12 protein-coding genes are annotated in these 16,310 nt (G+C 59.6%); 2 read left to right on the top strand and 10 right to left on the bottom strand.

What is annotated here, in order from left to right:
• Positions 1–42: 42 nt before the first annotated feature.
• The 10 genes from AC1DYO_RS02735 to AC1DYO_RS02690 form a co-directional block, all read right to left on the bottom strand.
• Positions 43–1,065, bottom strand: a complete 1,023-nt coding sequence (locus AC1DYO_RS02735) for an ABC transporter ATP-binding protein (RefSeq protein ID WP_477260057.1) — start codon at positions 1,063–1,065, stop codon at positions 43–45.
• 370 nt (positions 1,066–1,435) lie between these two features.
• Complete coding sequence (locus tag AC1DYO_RS02730; RefSeq protein ID WP_477260055.1) at positions 1,436–2,797, bottom strand: aspartate aminotransferase family protein; 1,362 nt, start codon at positions 2,795–2,797, stop codon at positions 1,436–1,438.
• Positions 2,794–3,873 carry a phosphotransferase gene (locus tag AC1DYO_RS02725; protein ID WP_477260053.1) on the bottom strand — a complete coding sequence of 360 codons (1,080 nt, stop codon included), beginning with the start codon at positions 3,871–3,873 and terminating at the stop codon, positions 2,794–2,796. The genes AC1DYO_RS02730 and AC1DYO_RS02725 overlap by 4 nt, the downstream gene beginning before the upstream one ends.
• 61 nt (positions 3,874–3,934) lie before the next feature.
• The gene (locus AC1DYO_RS02720) at positions 3,935–5,386 is read right to left on the bottom strand and encodes a gamma-aminobutyraldehyde dehydrogenase (RefSeq protein ID WP_477260051.1); all 1,452 of its coding nucleotides are present in this window, start codon (positions 5,384–5,386) and stop codon (positions 3,935–3,937) included.
• Between the two features lie 135 nt (positions 5,387–5,521).
• Entirely contained in the window at positions 5,522–6,424 is a 903-nt protein-coding gene (locus AC1DYO_RS02715; RefSeq protein ID WP_477260049.1) for a LysR substrate-binding domain-containing protein, read from the bottom strand.
• Positions 6,425–6,602: 178 nt separating this feature from the next.
• On the bottom strand, positions 6,603–7,688 hold the full coding sequence (locus AC1DYO_RS02710; RefSeq protein WP_477260047.1) for a tartrate dehydrogenase: 1,086 nt from the start codon (positions 7,686–7,688) through the stop codon (positions 6,603–6,605).
• A complete protein-coding gene (locus tag AC1DYO_RS02705; protein ID WP_477260045.1) occupies positions 7,685–8,131 on the bottom strand; it encodes a hypothetical protein in 447 nt (148 codons plus the stop codon). The genes AC1DYO_RS02710 and AC1DYO_RS02705 overlap by 4 nt, the downstream gene beginning before the upstream one ends.
• 123 nt (positions 8,132–8,254) lie before the next feature.
• Positions 8,255–9,970 (bottom strand): phytoene desaturase family protein, encoded by a 1,716-nt coding sequence (locus AC1DYO_RS02700; protein ID WP_477260043.1) that lies wholly within the window; start codon positions 9,968–9,970, stop codon positions 8,255–8,257.
• An 82-nt stretch (positions 9,971–10,052) separates the two neighbouring features.
• Entirely contained in the window at positions 10,053–11,501 is a 1,449-nt protein-coding gene (locus AC1DYO_RS02695; RefSeq protein WP_477260524.1) for an NAD-dependent succinate-semialdehyde dehydrogenase, read from the bottom strand.
• 829 nt (positions 11,502–12,330) lie between these two features.
• On the bottom strand, positions 12,331–12,507 hold the full coding sequence (locus AC1DYO_RS02690; RefSeq protein ID WP_477260041.1) for a hypothetical protein: 177 nt from the start codon (positions 12,505–12,507) through the stop codon (positions 12,331–12,333).
• Positions 12,508–13,985: 1,478 nt separating this feature from the next.
• On the opposite strand from AC1DYO_RS02690, the gene repA reads away from it, so the two are divergent.
• Together repA and repB are read left to right on the top strand one after the other, a co-directional pair.
• Positions 13,986–15,188 carry a plasmid partitioning protein RepA gene (gene repA / locus AC1DYO_RS02685; protein ID WP_477260040.1) on the top strand — a complete coding sequence of 401 codons (1,203 nt, stop codon included), beginning with the start codon at positions 13,986–13,988 and terminating at the stop codon, positions 15,186–15,188.
• Positions 15,189–15,268: 80 nt separating this feature from the next.
• Positions 15,269–16,234 (top strand): plasmid partitioning protein RepB, encoded by a 966-nt coding sequence (gene repB, locus AC1DYO_RS02680; RefSeq protein ID WP_477260038.1) that lies wholly within the window; start codon positions 15,269–15,271, stop codon positions 16,232–16,234.
• The last annotated feature ends 76 nt before the right edge of the window (positions 16,235–16,310 follow it).

Raw genomic sequence — 16,310 nt, 5'->3', positions numbered from 1 at the left:
CGCAGTTCCCCTTTTTTGTTCGCGATTTGTCAGGCGGGCAGTTCAGGCTGCCATCAGTTTTCTCGTCTCCTTGTCGAAGCGCAGCACATGCGTATTGCGGACCTGAAATATCCGCTGCTCTCCTACATTGAATGTCATGGCCGCGATGGCGGGCACTTCGGCAACGACCTTCGTTGCCGGGTGTGGCGCCTGCAGTTCGCCATAGACGAGTTGCGAGGAGCCGAGCTTTTCGATCCGGGTGATCACCACAGGAAAGTCAGTGCGCGCTTCGTTGCCCGGCAAAAAATCGGCGGGCAAGAACTGCTCCGGTCGGAAGCCGATGATGGTGCTGTCCGTTTCGACCAGATTCATGGTCGGCGAACCCACGAAGGTCGCAACGAACGTATCGGCTGGGCTATTGTAAATGTCCTCCGGCCGACCGACCTGGCGCACCACGCCATCGCTCAGCACCGCGATGCGATCTCCCAACGCCATGGCCTCGACCTGATCGTGCGTCACATAGATCGTGGTGGTGCCTGTCTGTCGCTGGAACTGCTGTATTTCTTCGCGCGCAGATGTTCGCAGTTTAGCGTCTAGGTTCGAAAGCGGCTCGTCGAGCATGAACAGGGATGGCTCTCGGACCATAGCGCGCGCCAGGGCCACACGTTGGCGCTCGCCTCCGGAAAGCTGCTTGGGCTTGCGGTCGAGCAGATGCGCGATGCGGAACATGTTGGCGGCCCACAGGATCTGCTGGGCAGTCCTGTCGCGCGACGTGCCCATTTTCTTCAGCGGGAACTCAATGTTCTGTCGCACCGTCAAATGCGGGTAGAGTGCGTAGGTCTGAAAGACCATGGCAACGTTTCGGGCGCGCGGCGAAAAATCGGTAACGCACTGGCGATCGATGAAAATTTCTCCTGAGGTGGGCGCCTCGATCCCGGCAATGATCCGCATCAAGGTGGACTTGCCACAGCCGGAGGGTCCGAGGAGAACCAGAAACTCACCGTCCCGCGCCTCGAGGCTGATGCCCTTCACCACCGAGAAGGCGCCAAAAGACTTCGTCACATTACGGATCTCGACCGCGCCCATCAGCTGTGCCTCGCACTTTTCGCTGCGCCCATCCGATTTCCGAATGTCATCAGAGCGCGTTCAGTCCTTGCATTGAAAATGCTATCGAGACTGAGAAGCCATGAGAAATACAATTTGCATTCGATGAGGTATCGGGTTTTCCGATCTGCCCGCCGAATAGGCATTCTTTCGGAAGAACGCCGTTCCATGCGCCACGGCCCTAAAATGAGGGGTCGATTGCGCGCTACAAAGGAGCTGCGGCCGATGCCAATTGACGGAAATTGAGTTCTGGTCGCCGTTTCTACGCCCCGGGACCAGGAGTCGCGAAAGCCAAGCTTGATCCGTCGAGCGACGCCGAGGCGAGAGTTGTCGAAATTTCCGATGGCCGCGATCAGCAAGTTTTGTCGGCCTCCGCGAGGCGCCTGAAGCCATCGGAGGCGACCACCGCCGCGAAGTGATCAAGGAAGAGGTCGACGTGCTCGTCCTTGAACGGCAACGGGGGCCGGATTTTGAGCACATTGCCCTCGACGCCGCAGGCGCTGATCAGCACGCGCCGCTCGCGCAAGGCGTTGACGACATGGAGCCCAAGGCGGCCGTCGGGCTCCTTGTTCCGGCCGGGCGTGATGAAATCCGCGCCGATGAACAACCCGGCTCCCCGTATGTCACCGATGGACGGCACGGTGCGCGCGATGTCGCGCAGCCCGCTCTTGATCCTTTCACCTGACTGCCTGGCGTTCTCGATCAGGCCCTCGTCCTGAACGACGTCGAGCACCGCCAGCCCGGCCGCACAGCAGACGGGATTTCCACCGAACGTGTTGAAGTAACGAGCGCGGGCCGCGAATTCACCAAGGACTTGCGGGCGCGCGACAACACCGCCGATCGGCAGGCCGTTGCCCATCGGCTTTCCCATAACCACGATGTCAGGGACGACGCCATGGCGGGCAAATCCCCACATGCCGTCGCCGAGGCGGCCGAAGCCCGGCTGCACCTCGTCGGCAACGAAGAGACCACCGGCGGCGCGCACAGCTTCTACCGCGGGCTTAATGAACCCGGCCGGATGCGAGAAGATACCGTCACTGGAAAAGATCATGTCCGCCATCATCGCCGCGAGGCGGAAGCCATGTCGCTCAAGGTCGGCGATGGCGCCTTTCACGGATTCTGCAAACTTGGCTGCGACATTGGCCTCGCCCAGCCGATACGCGTCGGGCGCCGGCACGACGCGCACGTTCGGCGCGAGGGGGACGCCCTCTCCAAGTGAGGGGGACATCGACGCGATCTGTTCGGTTATGCCGTGATAGGCATTTTCCGTCACGATGATCCCGGCACCTCCGGTATGCGTCTTGGCTATACGCATCGCAAGATCCGAGGACTCGCTACCGGTGCACGTAAACATCACATTGGACAGTTCGGCGGGGAACGTCGCCAGAAGGCGTTCCGCATAAGTAAGCACGGCATCATAAAGGTAACGGGTGTGCGTGTTCAGCACCGCCATCTGCCGCGAAACGGCTTCCACGACCTTTGGATGGCAATGCCCGACCGAAGGAACATTGTTGTACACGTCAAGATACCGCTGCCCCTGTGCATCGTGGATCCAGACACCTTCGGCCCGCACGGCGTGCACAGGGGTTTCGTAGAAAAGCTTGTAAGACGGACCAAGCACCTTCTGCCGGCGGGCGACAAGCGCTTCTGTCTCGTGGTCGAGGCCGGTGCCCGCCTTCGGATCGAAGGCGTTGATCATGAGCGGCTTGTTCATTTCGGTGAACCTCCTTTGCGGGTGCTGCACAGCATGCCGGTGGTAGTCGCGCGGTCGATACCCGCAAGACGATCGAGCCCACGCCAAGCATAGCCAGTGTTCTTGAGAATAGCCTCGGCACGGTCCGGATTAAGTGCCGCGCGCCATTTCGTGATGGCAACGGCGATAGACAGTCGAACCGCCATCAAGTCGAACAGGATATCGGTCTCTTCGTCCCGCAGGGCATTTTCGGAAAGGTAGCCGGCCACGACATCCGTCGCCCCAGCCAGGCCGCTCTCATCAAATCGCAACTGATAGCAGGCCGCAATGGCGAGATCGCTGACGCGTTGAGTGCGAGCGACATCGCCGAAGTCGAGCACACCGATCACGCGTTCGGGTTCGTTCGCGCCCATCAGCAGGTTGTGTGCATTGAAGTCGTTGTGGACCACTTGGCGAGGAAGCATCGCGAGGCGATGGCGGGTCTCATCCTCGAACCTGTGCAGCGTTCGGGCCACGAAGTTCCATCTGCCGCTTGCATCGTGCGGCAGGAGCGCAAGCAGATCTGCGGCATTGGCGAGATCCCATGCAAGATACCTCTCGTCGGCAACATGTGCGAAATCTGAGAGCGCAACCGCCATTCGCGCCAGCTTCGCCCCGATGTTGAAGGCCTGCCTGGGACTCCTGGGCAGGGTATGTTGCGGCATTCCGTCCAGGAACGTCATCAGGTGAACGATCCGCTCGCTGCCGTCGGAGATGTGCACGACCGGCGCATCGCCATCGCCGGAAGTTATGATCCGGGGCACCGGCAAGGTCGGATCGACCCTCTCGACATGCTTCATTGCCTGCAGCCGCAGATCCGCCAGCGCGGATTTCTCGAGCGGATTGTGGATCTTCAGTACAAACCGTTGCCCTTCGGCGGTCCGAACGCCGAAAATTTCGTCACGTTCGGCGGCGAACGGTTGGAGCGCCCCCGCCAATCCGTAATGCCGGGCCAAGATGGCGTCCACTTCCGCGCGGGGCGTTGGACAAACACTTCCCGCCATGCCGCCGTCGAACCGGGCCATCACTTCCGACGGATTGAGACTGTTGCCGAGCATCGGTCATCCAGCTAGGAAAGCGGGTTGCAGCTTCTGTATGTCGACGACCTGCGCTTTCACTTCAGGAGAAATTCAGCATTACATGGCGGACTGCCGTGTAATCCTCGAGGCTGTAGATGGACTGGTCCTTGCCATAGCCTGACGAACGCAGACCGCCATGTGGCATCTCGCTGATCAGGGTGAAATGCTGGTTCACCCAGACCGTGCCATACATCATGCGCGCGGCGGTCTTGAGTGCCGTCTTGCTGTCGCGCGTCCAAACCGACGCGGCAAGCCCGTAGCGGCTGTCGTTAGCCCATTCGAGAACCTGGTCGCTATCTTCGAAGCGCGTGACCGAAACGACCGGGCCGAACACTTCACGGCGCACAATCTCGTCCTCCTGCTGGGCGCCGACGATAAGTGTCGGTTCATAGTAGAATCCGCCACCGGAAGCGGCTTTGCCGCCTGTAACGATTTCCATATGCTTGGCCATGGAAGCGCGCTCGACGAAACTGGCCACCCGCTCTCGCTGCCGCTGGCTGATCAGTGGTCCAAGTTCGGTCGTCTCATCCTCGGGCGCGCCGGAGCGGATCGATTTCACCGCGGTCTCAAGCTTGGCGACGAATTTGTCGTAAATGCCCGCCTGCACATAGATGCGGCACGCGGCGCAGCAATCCTGGCCCGCATTGGCAAAACCCGCGACCCTTATGGAGGCGATCGCAGCATCGATATCGGCATCGTCGAAAACGATGACTGGAGCCTTGCCGCCGAGTTCGAGATGGGTCCGCTTCAGTGTTTTGACGGCAGATTGCAGAACCTTCTGGCCGGTCGTGATATCGCCAGTAAGCGACACCATGGCCACGTCGGGATGCGAAACAAGGTTCGAGCCGACGGTTTCCCCGCGCCCGGTGACGATGTTGACAACGCCCGGCGGCAACAGGTCGGCAAGAAAACGAGCGAGTTTGAGCAGGCTGAGGGGCGTCTGCTCGGAAGGCTTCACGACCACAGTATTGCCGACCGAGATCGGAGCGAAAATCTTCCATGCCGCCATCTGCAATGGGAAATTCCAGGGCGCTACTGAACCGATCACCCCCAGGGGGTCACGACGTATGATGCTCGTATGATCCGGGACGTATTCCATTGCCGCGCTGCCGGAGAGAACCCTGCAGGCGCCGGCGAAGAACCGTATCACGTCGATGATCGCCGGCATCTCGTCATTGAGCATGGAGAGATAGGGCTTGCCGCCGTTCAGCGATTCGATGCGCGCATAGCCCTCCTTCTCAGCCTGGAGATGATCGGCAACCTGCAGCAGGAACTCGGCACGCTCGCGCGGCGTTCTCAAACTCCACGACCGGAACGCTTTTGCTGCGGAATCGACCGCCTGATTGAGCTGTTCGCTCGACGCCTCATGCACCTCGGCGATCACGTCTCCGGTCGCCGGGTTCAGCACCTTCTCGATAGGTCCCTGGCCGTCGACAAATTTTCCGCCAATGAGAAGCTGTGTCGAAAATGTAGGCGTCGCTTTTGCGTCCATGTCTCATACCTCCGGGATGCTTGCCACGCCGCCTTTTCCCAGCGACGTTCAGTTCTGGCATCGTAGCCGGGCGCACTTGGAGTTGGAAAATACGAAATACTTGCCCAAGGGTATCGGTTCTGGCGATGGCTTGACCTAGCGGTTGCTCTTGAAGTCCAGGGCCAGTGTCCGGAAGACGTCGACCTGTGCGCTGGTGGTGGATCCGGCGCGCCAGACCAGGCCCACGTCGAGTGTGAGCGAAAGGCTTTTCACGGGGCGCGCCTCCAGCCGATCGCCTTCGAGCGTATAGGGACGCAACGCGATATCGGGAAGAATAGCCACCCCGGCCCCCGTACCCACGAGACTGCGTACAGCCTCGACCGAAGTCGTCTTCAGCACCACTCGATCCTTGAGATCTACAGAGTGCAGCCAACTGGTGATCGATTCCAGCAACTCGTCAATGTCGAGAGCGATCAGGTTCTCGGCGCGCAAATCTTCCGGCTGCACCAGACTCTTGTCGACCAGAGGATGCTTTGCCGATAGCCAGAGCCTGTAGCGGGAGCGCACGAGGGTCTCGTGTGCAAGGGCCATTTCGTCTTCCAGGTTCGACGTCAGCATCAGCGCAAGGTTGAGTTCGCCGCTGATAAGCAGATGTTCGATGTAGCGTCGGTCATCCTCGAAAACTTTGACCTCGACATCTGGGAAGACGCGGCGGAAGCGCGCAAGCATGTCAGCCAGAAAATAGCCAGCCACCAGGCTTGTAACGCCCAAATTCAGTACGCCCGAAAAATGCTTGTCGCGGTTTGAGAAGGCGATGGCCGCGTCCTCGACCGTGGACAATATGAGCTTGGCGTGTCGCAGGAACCGGTGGCCCTCATAGGTCAGGGCGACACCGCGGGCATGACGCACGAACATGATGACGCCGACCTGGGCCTCGAGGGCGCGAATGCTCTCTGTGACTGCCGATTGCGATATGCGCGCCGCAGCTGCTGCGCCCGACACTGATCCAGTCTCCGCAGTCAGGACGAAGTAGGAAATCTGACGGAGCGTCAGGTTCATGGCGTCTCTCCACCGGCATGCCACCGACCTGAACCTATCACTTGTCCCGATACGAGATAAATCGGGCAGGTATCGAAGCCGGCAGGCTTTCGTTCGAGGCTAAAGCATCGGACCCGAAAGTGGGAACCGGTTTTGCAAAAATCCGATACCCATACAAAAGGATGGAGCTGTGGCGCGGCTATGCCGGGTTGACTGACCGAAGAACGGCCTTAGCAATTGCCTGTCCGAGTTCGGACGTGCCGGCCTTGCCACCGAGATCTGGGGTAAGCGGCGCATCGGCCCGTGAAAGTGTCCTCTCGATAGCCTTCATCAGTGCCGATCCAGCTTCCACCTCGCCCAGATGGTCGAGCATCATGGCGACCGACCAGATCTGTCCGACGGGATTGGCGATGCCTTGCCCGGCGATGTCGGGTGCCGAACCATGGACCGGCTCGAACATCGATGGACAGACCCGTTCCGGATTGATGTTGGCCGACGGCGCCACGGCGATTGTGCCTGTCAAGCCCGGCCCCAGGTCGGACAGGATGTCCCCAAACAGATTGGAACCGACAACGACATCGAACCGCTCCGGCGACATGACGAAGCGTGCCGCCAGGATGTCGACATGATATTGGTCCGCCCGAACATCTGGATAGGTTTTGGCCATCTCGGCGAACCGCTCATCCCAAAACGGCATCGAATGGTACAGGCCATTCGACTTCGTAGCGGAGCTTACATGCGGTCGACCGATCTTGCGGGCCAGCTCGAACGCGTAGCGAAGAATCCGGTCCGTGCCGCGTCGTGAAAAAAGCGCCGTTTGCAGTACGACTTCGCGCTCGGTGCCTTCGTACATACGACCGCCGAGTTGCGAATATTCCCCTTCTGTATTTTCCCGCACCACCCAGAAATCCACCTTTCGCGCGATCTCGTCCCGGAGGGGAGAGCGAACGCCAGGAAGCGCCCTCACCGGCCGCAGGTTCACATACTGATCGAACTGTTGCCGGATCGGCAACAGCAACCCCCAGAGCGAGATGTGGTCGGGCACACCGGGAAAGCCGACGGCGCCAAGAAGGATGGCATCGTGGTCGCGCAGGCGATCGATCCCGTCAGCCGGCATCATTCGGCCCGTCGTTCGGTAAGTTTCGCAGCTCCAGTCGAAATGGTTGAGCTCGAAGCGAATGTCGAACAGCCGGCCGACAGCGTTGAGGCATTTCGTGCCTTCAGCCATGACCTCCTTGCCGATACCGTCTCCGGGAATGACCGCGATGCGATAGGAACGTGTCATTCGGGACCGTGATCGGCAAGCACGAGCTTGAAGACCTGGTGATCGGTGAATGTGCCGTCCGGTCTGGCGGTGAAGTTGCCGGTGACCACACCGCGCGCGCCTTCGAAGCGGCCACCGCCCTTGCGCACATGCCAGGTGATCGAACCCATCTCCCTTCCTTCGCCGAGATCGACGACGAGACCCGTCTCCGGCGTGTGGACGTCGAGGTAACTGTCTATCTCCGGAAAGAACACCCGGCCCGCTTCCACGGTGCGTCCGTTGCGGGCCATGACGACCGTCTCGAACCGAGCCGTACCGCAGGGCGCCTCGAGGCTCTCATCGCCCTTCAGCGTCCTCGCGGGCTCGACGACGATGCCATCCGCTGCGGATGCGATGAAGCCTTCGGCATGCCCGATCTGCTCGCCCTTACCCGAGAAGACCACCAACATCGTGAGAATGCGCATTTGATCATCGCTCCTTTTTGTCGCCACCGAAACCTGTTTCCTTTTCGCGCCGGCGTGACTCGTGCTGGTGCTTGCCGACTATCTGTGTGAACCGCAGTGCCGATTCTAACAGGCGCACCATCCCTATTTTCCGGTGCGGTTCAGCCGGCGTGTCAGTTCGCGGAAGAACGGGCTGCGGGCGACCCGGTAGCTGATCGCTTCGCCGAACGGCAGCTTCATCATGGCATTAACAAACGGCGAGGCGGTTAGCGCCGCGTCGGCGCGCAGCATTCTGAGATCGCCTTTGCCGGCGCGGTCGGCAAGGATGCGACGGGCCGCATTGTGCCCTGGTGCGCCGGACACCCCGCCCCCCGGATGGCTCCCCGAGCCGCACAGATAGTAGCCGGCAATCGGCGTTCGATAGTGGCCGGCCTCGGGAATGGGGCGGTGATCGAAATTGTTCTCGGTGCCGACCATGGAGGAATGAAAGATATTGCCGCCGGTGATGTTATAGGTCTCCTCAAGGTCAAGCGGCGTTATGACATGCCGGCCAAGGATATGATCGCGGATGTTGGGTGCATAACGGAAGTAGGCCTCCATCACCTTGTCGGCCCATTCCTCCTTGCGGCTATGCCAATCTCCATTGGCAAGTTTAAACGGCAATTGCTGAACGCCCAGCGAAAGCGTGTGGGTTCCCGGCCTGGCCAGATCAGGATGCGTCACAGAGGGAATGAGGGCCTCGATGACGAAGTCGTCCGGGAAGGTGCCGTTGCGTTGGGCTTCCCAAGCCGCCTCGTAGAGTGCTGGTGCCGCGCCCATGATGACAAGCCCCTGGTGTTGGGGACCCATCTTGCCAGGCTCGAAACCGACATAGTCGGGCAGCGCATCAACCAGAAGGTGAATGCGGGCCATCGAGCCGCGCGTGTCGATCTTTGAGGCATTCATTCGGGCTGGGGTAGGCAGATCGTTTCCCAAGAACTTGACCAGCGACCTTACGGGATCGGCATTGGACACGACCAGCGGCGCCCTGATCGTCTCACCGCTTTCGAGTTCGACGCCGCGGGTCTTGCCATCCTCGACAAGGATGCGGCGCACCGGCGTGGACGTGCGAACCTCGCCGCCATGTTCCAGCAGCCCGTTCGACATTGCGCTGGCGATGGCTCCCATGCCGCCGCGCGGCAGCCCGTACTGCCCGTAGTTTCCCTCGAATTCCCCTTGTGCGTGATAGCCGTAGACATAGGCGGTTCCTGGCGTCTTGGGCCCACCCCAGGTCGAAACCATGCCCATGAACATCATGAACCCGCGCAGGCGGTCGCTTGCGAAATAGCGCGCCAGCAGGTCCTCGGCCGACTTGAGGACGAACTCCTCAAAAAGTTCATCCTCTCCCGCCTTCCGGAAAATCTCGCGCATCTCGTCCGCCGCTGGCGGATCGCTCATCCACAAAGAGCCGGAGAGTTCACCGAAGCGGCGCAGCCGGCTGGCGAAACGCATGAAACTGGCGGCGTCGTTGCGGTTGTGCCGCTCGATCGAGCGCAGCGTCCTGTCCACGTCGCGCCACATCATCACATGGTCGCCGTCTTCCCACAGGCCCATTTCGAGCATGTCTGGCGCTGTCGAATGCAGTCCGTATTTGGCGAGTTCGAGGTCCTGGACGACCTCGGTTCGCAGCATCATCTGGATGTAGGAGCAGGAAGAAAAGAGACCGCCCGGAACGAGTTCCTCGCTCGTGCACGCGCCGCCGATGATCTTGCGCGCCTCCAGAACCAGAACCTTCAGCCCGGCTCGTGCCAGGTAGTTGGCGCAGACGAGTCCGTTGTGGCCCGCCCCGATGACTATCGCGTCAAATCCGGTTTGCGTCATGCACACCTCGGCTCAAGACCGCGCCCGGGGCACTTCGCCCGGAAGCCTGCACTGGTCTGGATTGCTGGAGGATCGAACCGCATCAGACATCCCCAAGGCAGACATATTTAATATCCAGAAATTCACCGATTCCGTATTTGGAACCCTCACGTCCGAGCCCCGATTGCTTGACGCCGCCGAACGGCGCCATCTCGGTCGAGACAAGTCCTGTATTGACGCCGACAATGCCGCATTGCAGCGCCTCGGCGACGCGCCAGACCCTGCCGACATCGCGAGAAAAGAAATAGGATGCAAGGCCATATTCGGTATCGTTGGCCATGGCTATCACATCGGCCTCGTCTTTGAAGGTGATGACGGGGGCCAGGGGACCGAAGGTCTCTTCCTTGGTGACAAGCATTTCGGCAGTGACATCCGCCAGGATCGTCGGTTCATAGAATGTACCGCCCAGGGAAGAACGTTTGCCGCCCATGATGAGGCGTGCCCCCTTCGCGAGCGCGTCGGAAACATGTTCTTCGACCTTCAGCACTGCCTTCTCGTCGATGAGCGGCCCCTGGCTTGTCTCACTTTCGGTACCACAGCCGAGACGCAACTGTCCCACAGCTGCCTCAAGCTTTGTCAGAAATGCATCGGCCACGCCTTCTTGGACAAAGATGCGGTTGGCGCAGACGCAGGTCTGACCTGTATTGCGAAACTTTGAATCCATCGCGCCTTTCACGGCGTTGTCGAGATCGGCGTCATCGAAGACGATGAAGGGAGAATTGCCGCCAAGTTCCAGCGAGAGCCGCTTGATGCTGTTGCCGGCACGCGACATCAGCCAGCGACCCACCGCCGTGGAACCGGTGAAGGTGATCTTGGCAACCTTCTGGTTGTCGCAAAATTCCTCTCCGATCGGTCGGGCGTTGCCGGTGATGACCGAAAATGCCCCCTTTGGCACCCCCGCTTCCTCAGCCAGCACCGCAAGAGCGATTGCCGAGAACGGCGTCTGAGCTGCCGGCTTGAGGATAATCGTGCAGCCAGCAGCCAGCGCCGGGCCAGCCTTGCGTGTGATCATGCCGTTCGGAAAATTCCACGGTGTGATGGCAGCGCAGACGCCGACCGGCTGTTTTAACACCACGATGCGCTGATTGGCCGACGCGCCGGGCAAAACATCCCCCTCGATGCGCTTGGCCTCTTCCGAAAACCATTCGAGATAGCCGGCATTGCCAATGATTTCCGCCTTCGCCTCCGCGATCGGCTTGCCCTGTTCAGCCGTCAGGATCTTCGCCAAGTCGTCCGCATGCGCCACGACGAGGTCGAACCAACTTCTGAGAATCCGTGCCCGTTCTTTGGCCGTACGGCGAGCCCAGTCCTTCTGAACATCGTAAGCCTTGTCGATCGCTGCGCGCGCGTGGGCGGCGTCCAGATCAGGCACATAGCCAAGCGTGGAATTGTCGAACGGATCGGTGACGGCAATGCCCTGCCCCGCTGCTTGCACCCATTCGCCGGCAACATAGGCAGCCTCTCGAAGCAGCGAGGGCCTTTCCAGCCTCAGTTTTGTAGCAGCTTCCACTTTTTCCAGCATTGCACGTTTCCTGATGTCCATGGCTGCATGCTCGGCAGTTACCAAGATTGTTACGAATAGTGACGATCGTCGAGCATGAGAAGTCGATAAGGCAGGGGTTGTCCTATCGAAAGAACCGATACCTCGGATTTGACGAGGCGTCGGCCGACATCGCCGGCCGCATTGCAAGGTCGCTCACCGGTTAAGCGAGGATCGACGCGAAAGGTACGGTCAAGCGGTCCGGCTCAATCCCGGCCGACGATCGCTCGCGCCTGCCAGAGTTATCAAGCTATGGTGAAAGCGGCCGTCAGTCGCCATGATGGGCCGAGTTTCGGTGCCTTCCGCGGCTTTGCTGCTGGCTCCGCCCTACCTGCTCAGCGTCAGCTTCGTGTCATTTGCCCCAGCCTTTGTGCGCCCAATCCTTCCAGGAGCACCGTGGCGAGGGAAGGAGCAATGCAGATGCCCTTGGCCATTATCACCGCTTATCGATTTGCAGGAAGGGGCACCACATTCCCTGGCCTGGCAGATGGTAAGCCTTCGCAAAGTTGGCGGGTCGTGGCCACTTGATGGTCAATTATTCGAGGGAGTGATCGGGTAAACCGGTCTGTTCCCTCTGGCAAACCAGCACAGTGAGTCCATAAATTACCGGGATGGAGTGAGGGCCCTTATCGAGTAACCTCCCAATCTCGATCGCAACGGACTCCTTGTTATTTTTTGTCAATACTCGATCTGGCGCTTCATTGCTCGCTAATTGAAGATAATACCTAAGGACCGCGAAGGTTATAGTTCGCGCGTGCCGCAGTGTCTTCGGGGGGCTCTATCACCACCCCCCGAAGACGCTGCCCGAACGCAAAGCGATGCAAATCGTATCGTCTTGAACTGATGCGATCCGGGCCCTGCCAATTTTTAGCAGCGCCAGTTTTTGCAGATGCTTATCGCCGTCGGCATTAAACCAGGCAAACAAGGCACTTCGAAACGGGATGTCGAGATCATTCAATGGATCTGTCGACAGCGGCCGAAGCCCCGCGCCATGCGCTCGATCGCACCGTCATATTTGGCGGAGGCGGAAGCTTAAGGAGTGAACAGGAATCCTCCATCGCCAACGTCCGGTGATCGCCAGCGCGACGTCGGATGTCGAAGGGCTCGACCACGAGCGCCGGCAGCATCCAATCGAGCATCTCGATCAACGCGGCGGGGGACTTCAAATCCTGCGGCCCTGCCGAGGTCCAGGCAAAGCCACTCGACGATGCGGAGTGTCTCGAAGCCCGCCGTGCCCGAAGGCTTAAGAATATGAGTGAAAGGCTGCTCCACCGCTGGCACCAGCGCACCTGCCCGCATCAAACACATAAGTGCGTTGATCTGGACTCCCCGATAGCGTGGCGTCTGGCTATTGGCAAACAGCCAGTCAGGCTCTGCTCAAACGTATCTTCGATCTCGCTCCGCGCCCGCCCTGTATAACGGCCGCTGAATTGGCCGGCTTCAAAAACCGCGAGCTCCCCTTGCAGAATGTCAGCGGGGAGCCCGGCTAGTTCTCTCGATTCTTGACGAAAGCGATGTTCGACATATCGCGCCTGCCCGATTTGAGCACGTCGCGCTGATGCAAGACCTGAGCGAGCCACCCATCCGGCAAGAGCGGCTCGATGAACGTCGGCAGAGTCTGCCGGGTATCGTCTGGCGAATGAGTGGTGGGCTACTCTTTCCGATCTACGGGTCGCTATCGCCATTCGAAGCCGTCACGGGTCACCTGGGCGAGCGGGATTCCGTGCCAAGCGACAAGAAATGCGAATTCCGCCTTGTAGTTTGCGATTTTGTCCGCGTCGGCTTCGTCAGAAGATCTGTCCCCTCCCCTTCCCGATACCAGCTGTTATCGCGACCGAGCGTCCAAACTGCGTCCGCGGTAGCTCGCGGCGATCCAAACTCTTCGACAACACGCCGCTATTTGAGCCCGCATAGGGTCGGCAATCCCACGCGGGTGGCTCATTTCGTAGGCGGAAGGCGTGCAGGATGCGCCTGCCGCGAAGAGGAAGCGCCGGGTGCGCAACTCCCTGGGGTCATCTTCGACCACGACGCTGAGCGTTGAAGGGCGGGTCGGCGCCCTGGTTGCGTTGCTACTGCTATAGGCGCCCGTCCGGCGTGGGCCCGAGGAGGACCGCGCTTGTCGATAACTGATAGAGTGGTGCCCTTCCCTCCCCCGGACTTGCAATTCTTATCCGCTGACGCGCGGCGCTTTACTGCCGTAAAAAAGCGCCCTTGTGGCAGATAAAACATGCATTTAGGTGGAAGAGGAAAATGTTGGAGGCTGCTACGAGACCGCAGTGTTGGTGAGAATAGCGGCAACCGGCAGTAAAGAAGCCGGCTGGCGCCGTTAACCTTCTGTTAACCTAAAACTTCTTGCCGGGGTTGGCCGAATCGGAGCTTAATGGCGGTTGTTGAATAGTTTCATCGCAAAAAGCGCCAATTCGGGTTTAGACGAGAATGAACATCGCCATGCGGCTACCACGCTTCGAGTTCGATGACAAAATTCTCGAACAAGGTGCCGAGATATCGCGACGCCTCAATCAGCTGCGCATGGAGAAATTTCCACCCAACGCGACGAAGACCCTGCGCTCGTTTTCCATGGCAGAGGTCGCCCACTACCTAGACGTCTCTCAAAACAATCTGAAGCGCCTTCATCTCGAGGGCAAAGGACCTATTCCCGACCAGGTCCCCTCCGGCCGGCGCTCTTACACGGCCGAACAGATGCTCGAGCTGCGCCATTTCCTGGACCGCCACGGCCGGACCGAGGTGAAGAAATACGTCCCGCATCGCAAGCCGGGAGACAAGCTCCAGATCGTGGCGGTCGTTAACTTCAAAGGCGGCAGCGGCAAGACCACTACAGCTGCTCACCTTGCCCAACACCTGGCCCTGACAGGCCATCGTGTTCTCGCCATAGATCTTGATCCGCAAGCGTCGCTTTCAGCACTGCATGGCTTCCAGCCTGAACTGGATCAAAACCTCTCTTTGTACGAGGCGATCCGTTACGATGACGAGCGCAAGCCGATATCCGACGTCATCGTGCCGACGAATTTCCCGGGCCTGGACATCATCCCGGCTAATCTCGAGCTCCAAGAGTACGAGTACGACACGCCGCTTGCCATGCAGGACAAATCGTCCAATGAGGGCCGGCAGTTCTTCACGAGAATCGCGAAGGCGCTATCAGAAGTGGATAGCCGCTATGACGTCGTCGTCGTCGACTGTCCGCCGCAGCTTGGCTATCTGACCTTGACGGCGATGTCGGCGGCGACGTCGGTTCTGATCACGGTTCACCCTCAGATGCTCGACCTGATGTCGATGAGCCAGTTCCTGCTCATGCTCGGCGGCATATTGAAGACCATTAAGGCTGCCGGTGCGGCGATCGAGCTGGATTGGTTTCGCTATCTGATTACCCGCTACGAGCCCACGGACATTCCGCAAGCGCAGATGGTCGGCTTCATGCAGTCCATGCTTGCCGGTCAGATCCTTGAGAATCCGATGCTCAAGTCGACGGCAATTTCGGACGCCGGTTTGACCAAGCAGACCCTTTATGAGGTCGAAAAATCGGCCTTTACGCGCTCGACCTATGACCGGGCGGTCGAGTCGCTTGATGCCGTGAACTCGGAAATTACCGTACTCATTCATCGCGCATGGGGCAGGTCGTGATCAATGACCACTTTACGGCAGTAAAAACCGGTGATTTTTTCTGCAGAATCAGTCGTCTAGCGGCAGATCGGAGCGATTGAATGGCACGTAAAGATGTATTCGGGAGCGTTATGGGGGCGGGAGCTCCGCCCACGGAGGTGAGAGACGTCGCCAACTACGCAGTTCGAGGCGCTTCGCGCTCGATCATGCAGTCGTTCGAAGAGCTGTCCAAGAGTTCGGTGGTCGATCTAGACCCCAGCCTCGTCGACAGCTCATTCGTTTCAGATCGTATTGACGACGATGATGATGAATTTCGCCAGCTAATGGCGGCAATCCGTGAGCGCGGGCAAGATTCTCCCATCCTGGTAAGGCCTCACCCGTCGGCGCCAGGTCGCTACCAGACCGTCTTTGGACACCGGCGCGTGAAGGTTGCTCGCCATTTGGGCAGCCTCGTTCGCGCTGTCGTCAAGAAGATGGACGATCAGGACCATCTGATCGCCCAGGGGCAGGAGAACGCAGCCAGGGCCAATTTGTCCTTCATCGAGCGGACGCTGTTTGCCGACCGCATCCTCAGGCAGGGCCATTCGCAAGAGACGGTTAAGTCGGCGCTGGCGCTAGACGACACGACATTTTCGAAGATGCGTTCGGTCACCTCTAACGTTCCCGAGGGGATTATTCTGGAAGTCGGAGCAGCCAAGGGCATCGGCCGCGATCGCTGGTGGCAACTCGCCAAGCTGATGGAGCATCCTGAAAACCGGTCCAGAGCAGCGGACTATGTAAAAGGCACCGACTTTGCGGCGTCCGATAGCGATACCCGCTTCACGCGCCTGTTTGATTTTTTGAGCACTGTTCCGAAGCGCGCCCGCACTCCGGCGAAGCCTCAAGAAAGGGCTTGGACGCCACAGGATAAGTCAGTGCGCGCCAAGATCACCGACACGGGAAAGATGTTTACACTTGCCTTGAAATCCAAGGAGGCATCGCCCTTCGGTGCGTTCATCGCCGGCAAGCTCGACGAGCTTTTCGAGGCTTTCCGGGAGTCGGAACTGGCAAAGAAAACAGGAGACTGAAACCGCAAAAGAAAAAGGCCCCCGAACGTCGCCGTCGCGGAAGCCCTTCTCGGTCTGTAGCAAGCTGAGAATCGCA

The organism is Mesorhizobium sp. P2_F5 (genome assembly GCF_056403715.1).
This window is presented reverse-complemented; position numbering and strand designations above follow the sequence as displayed.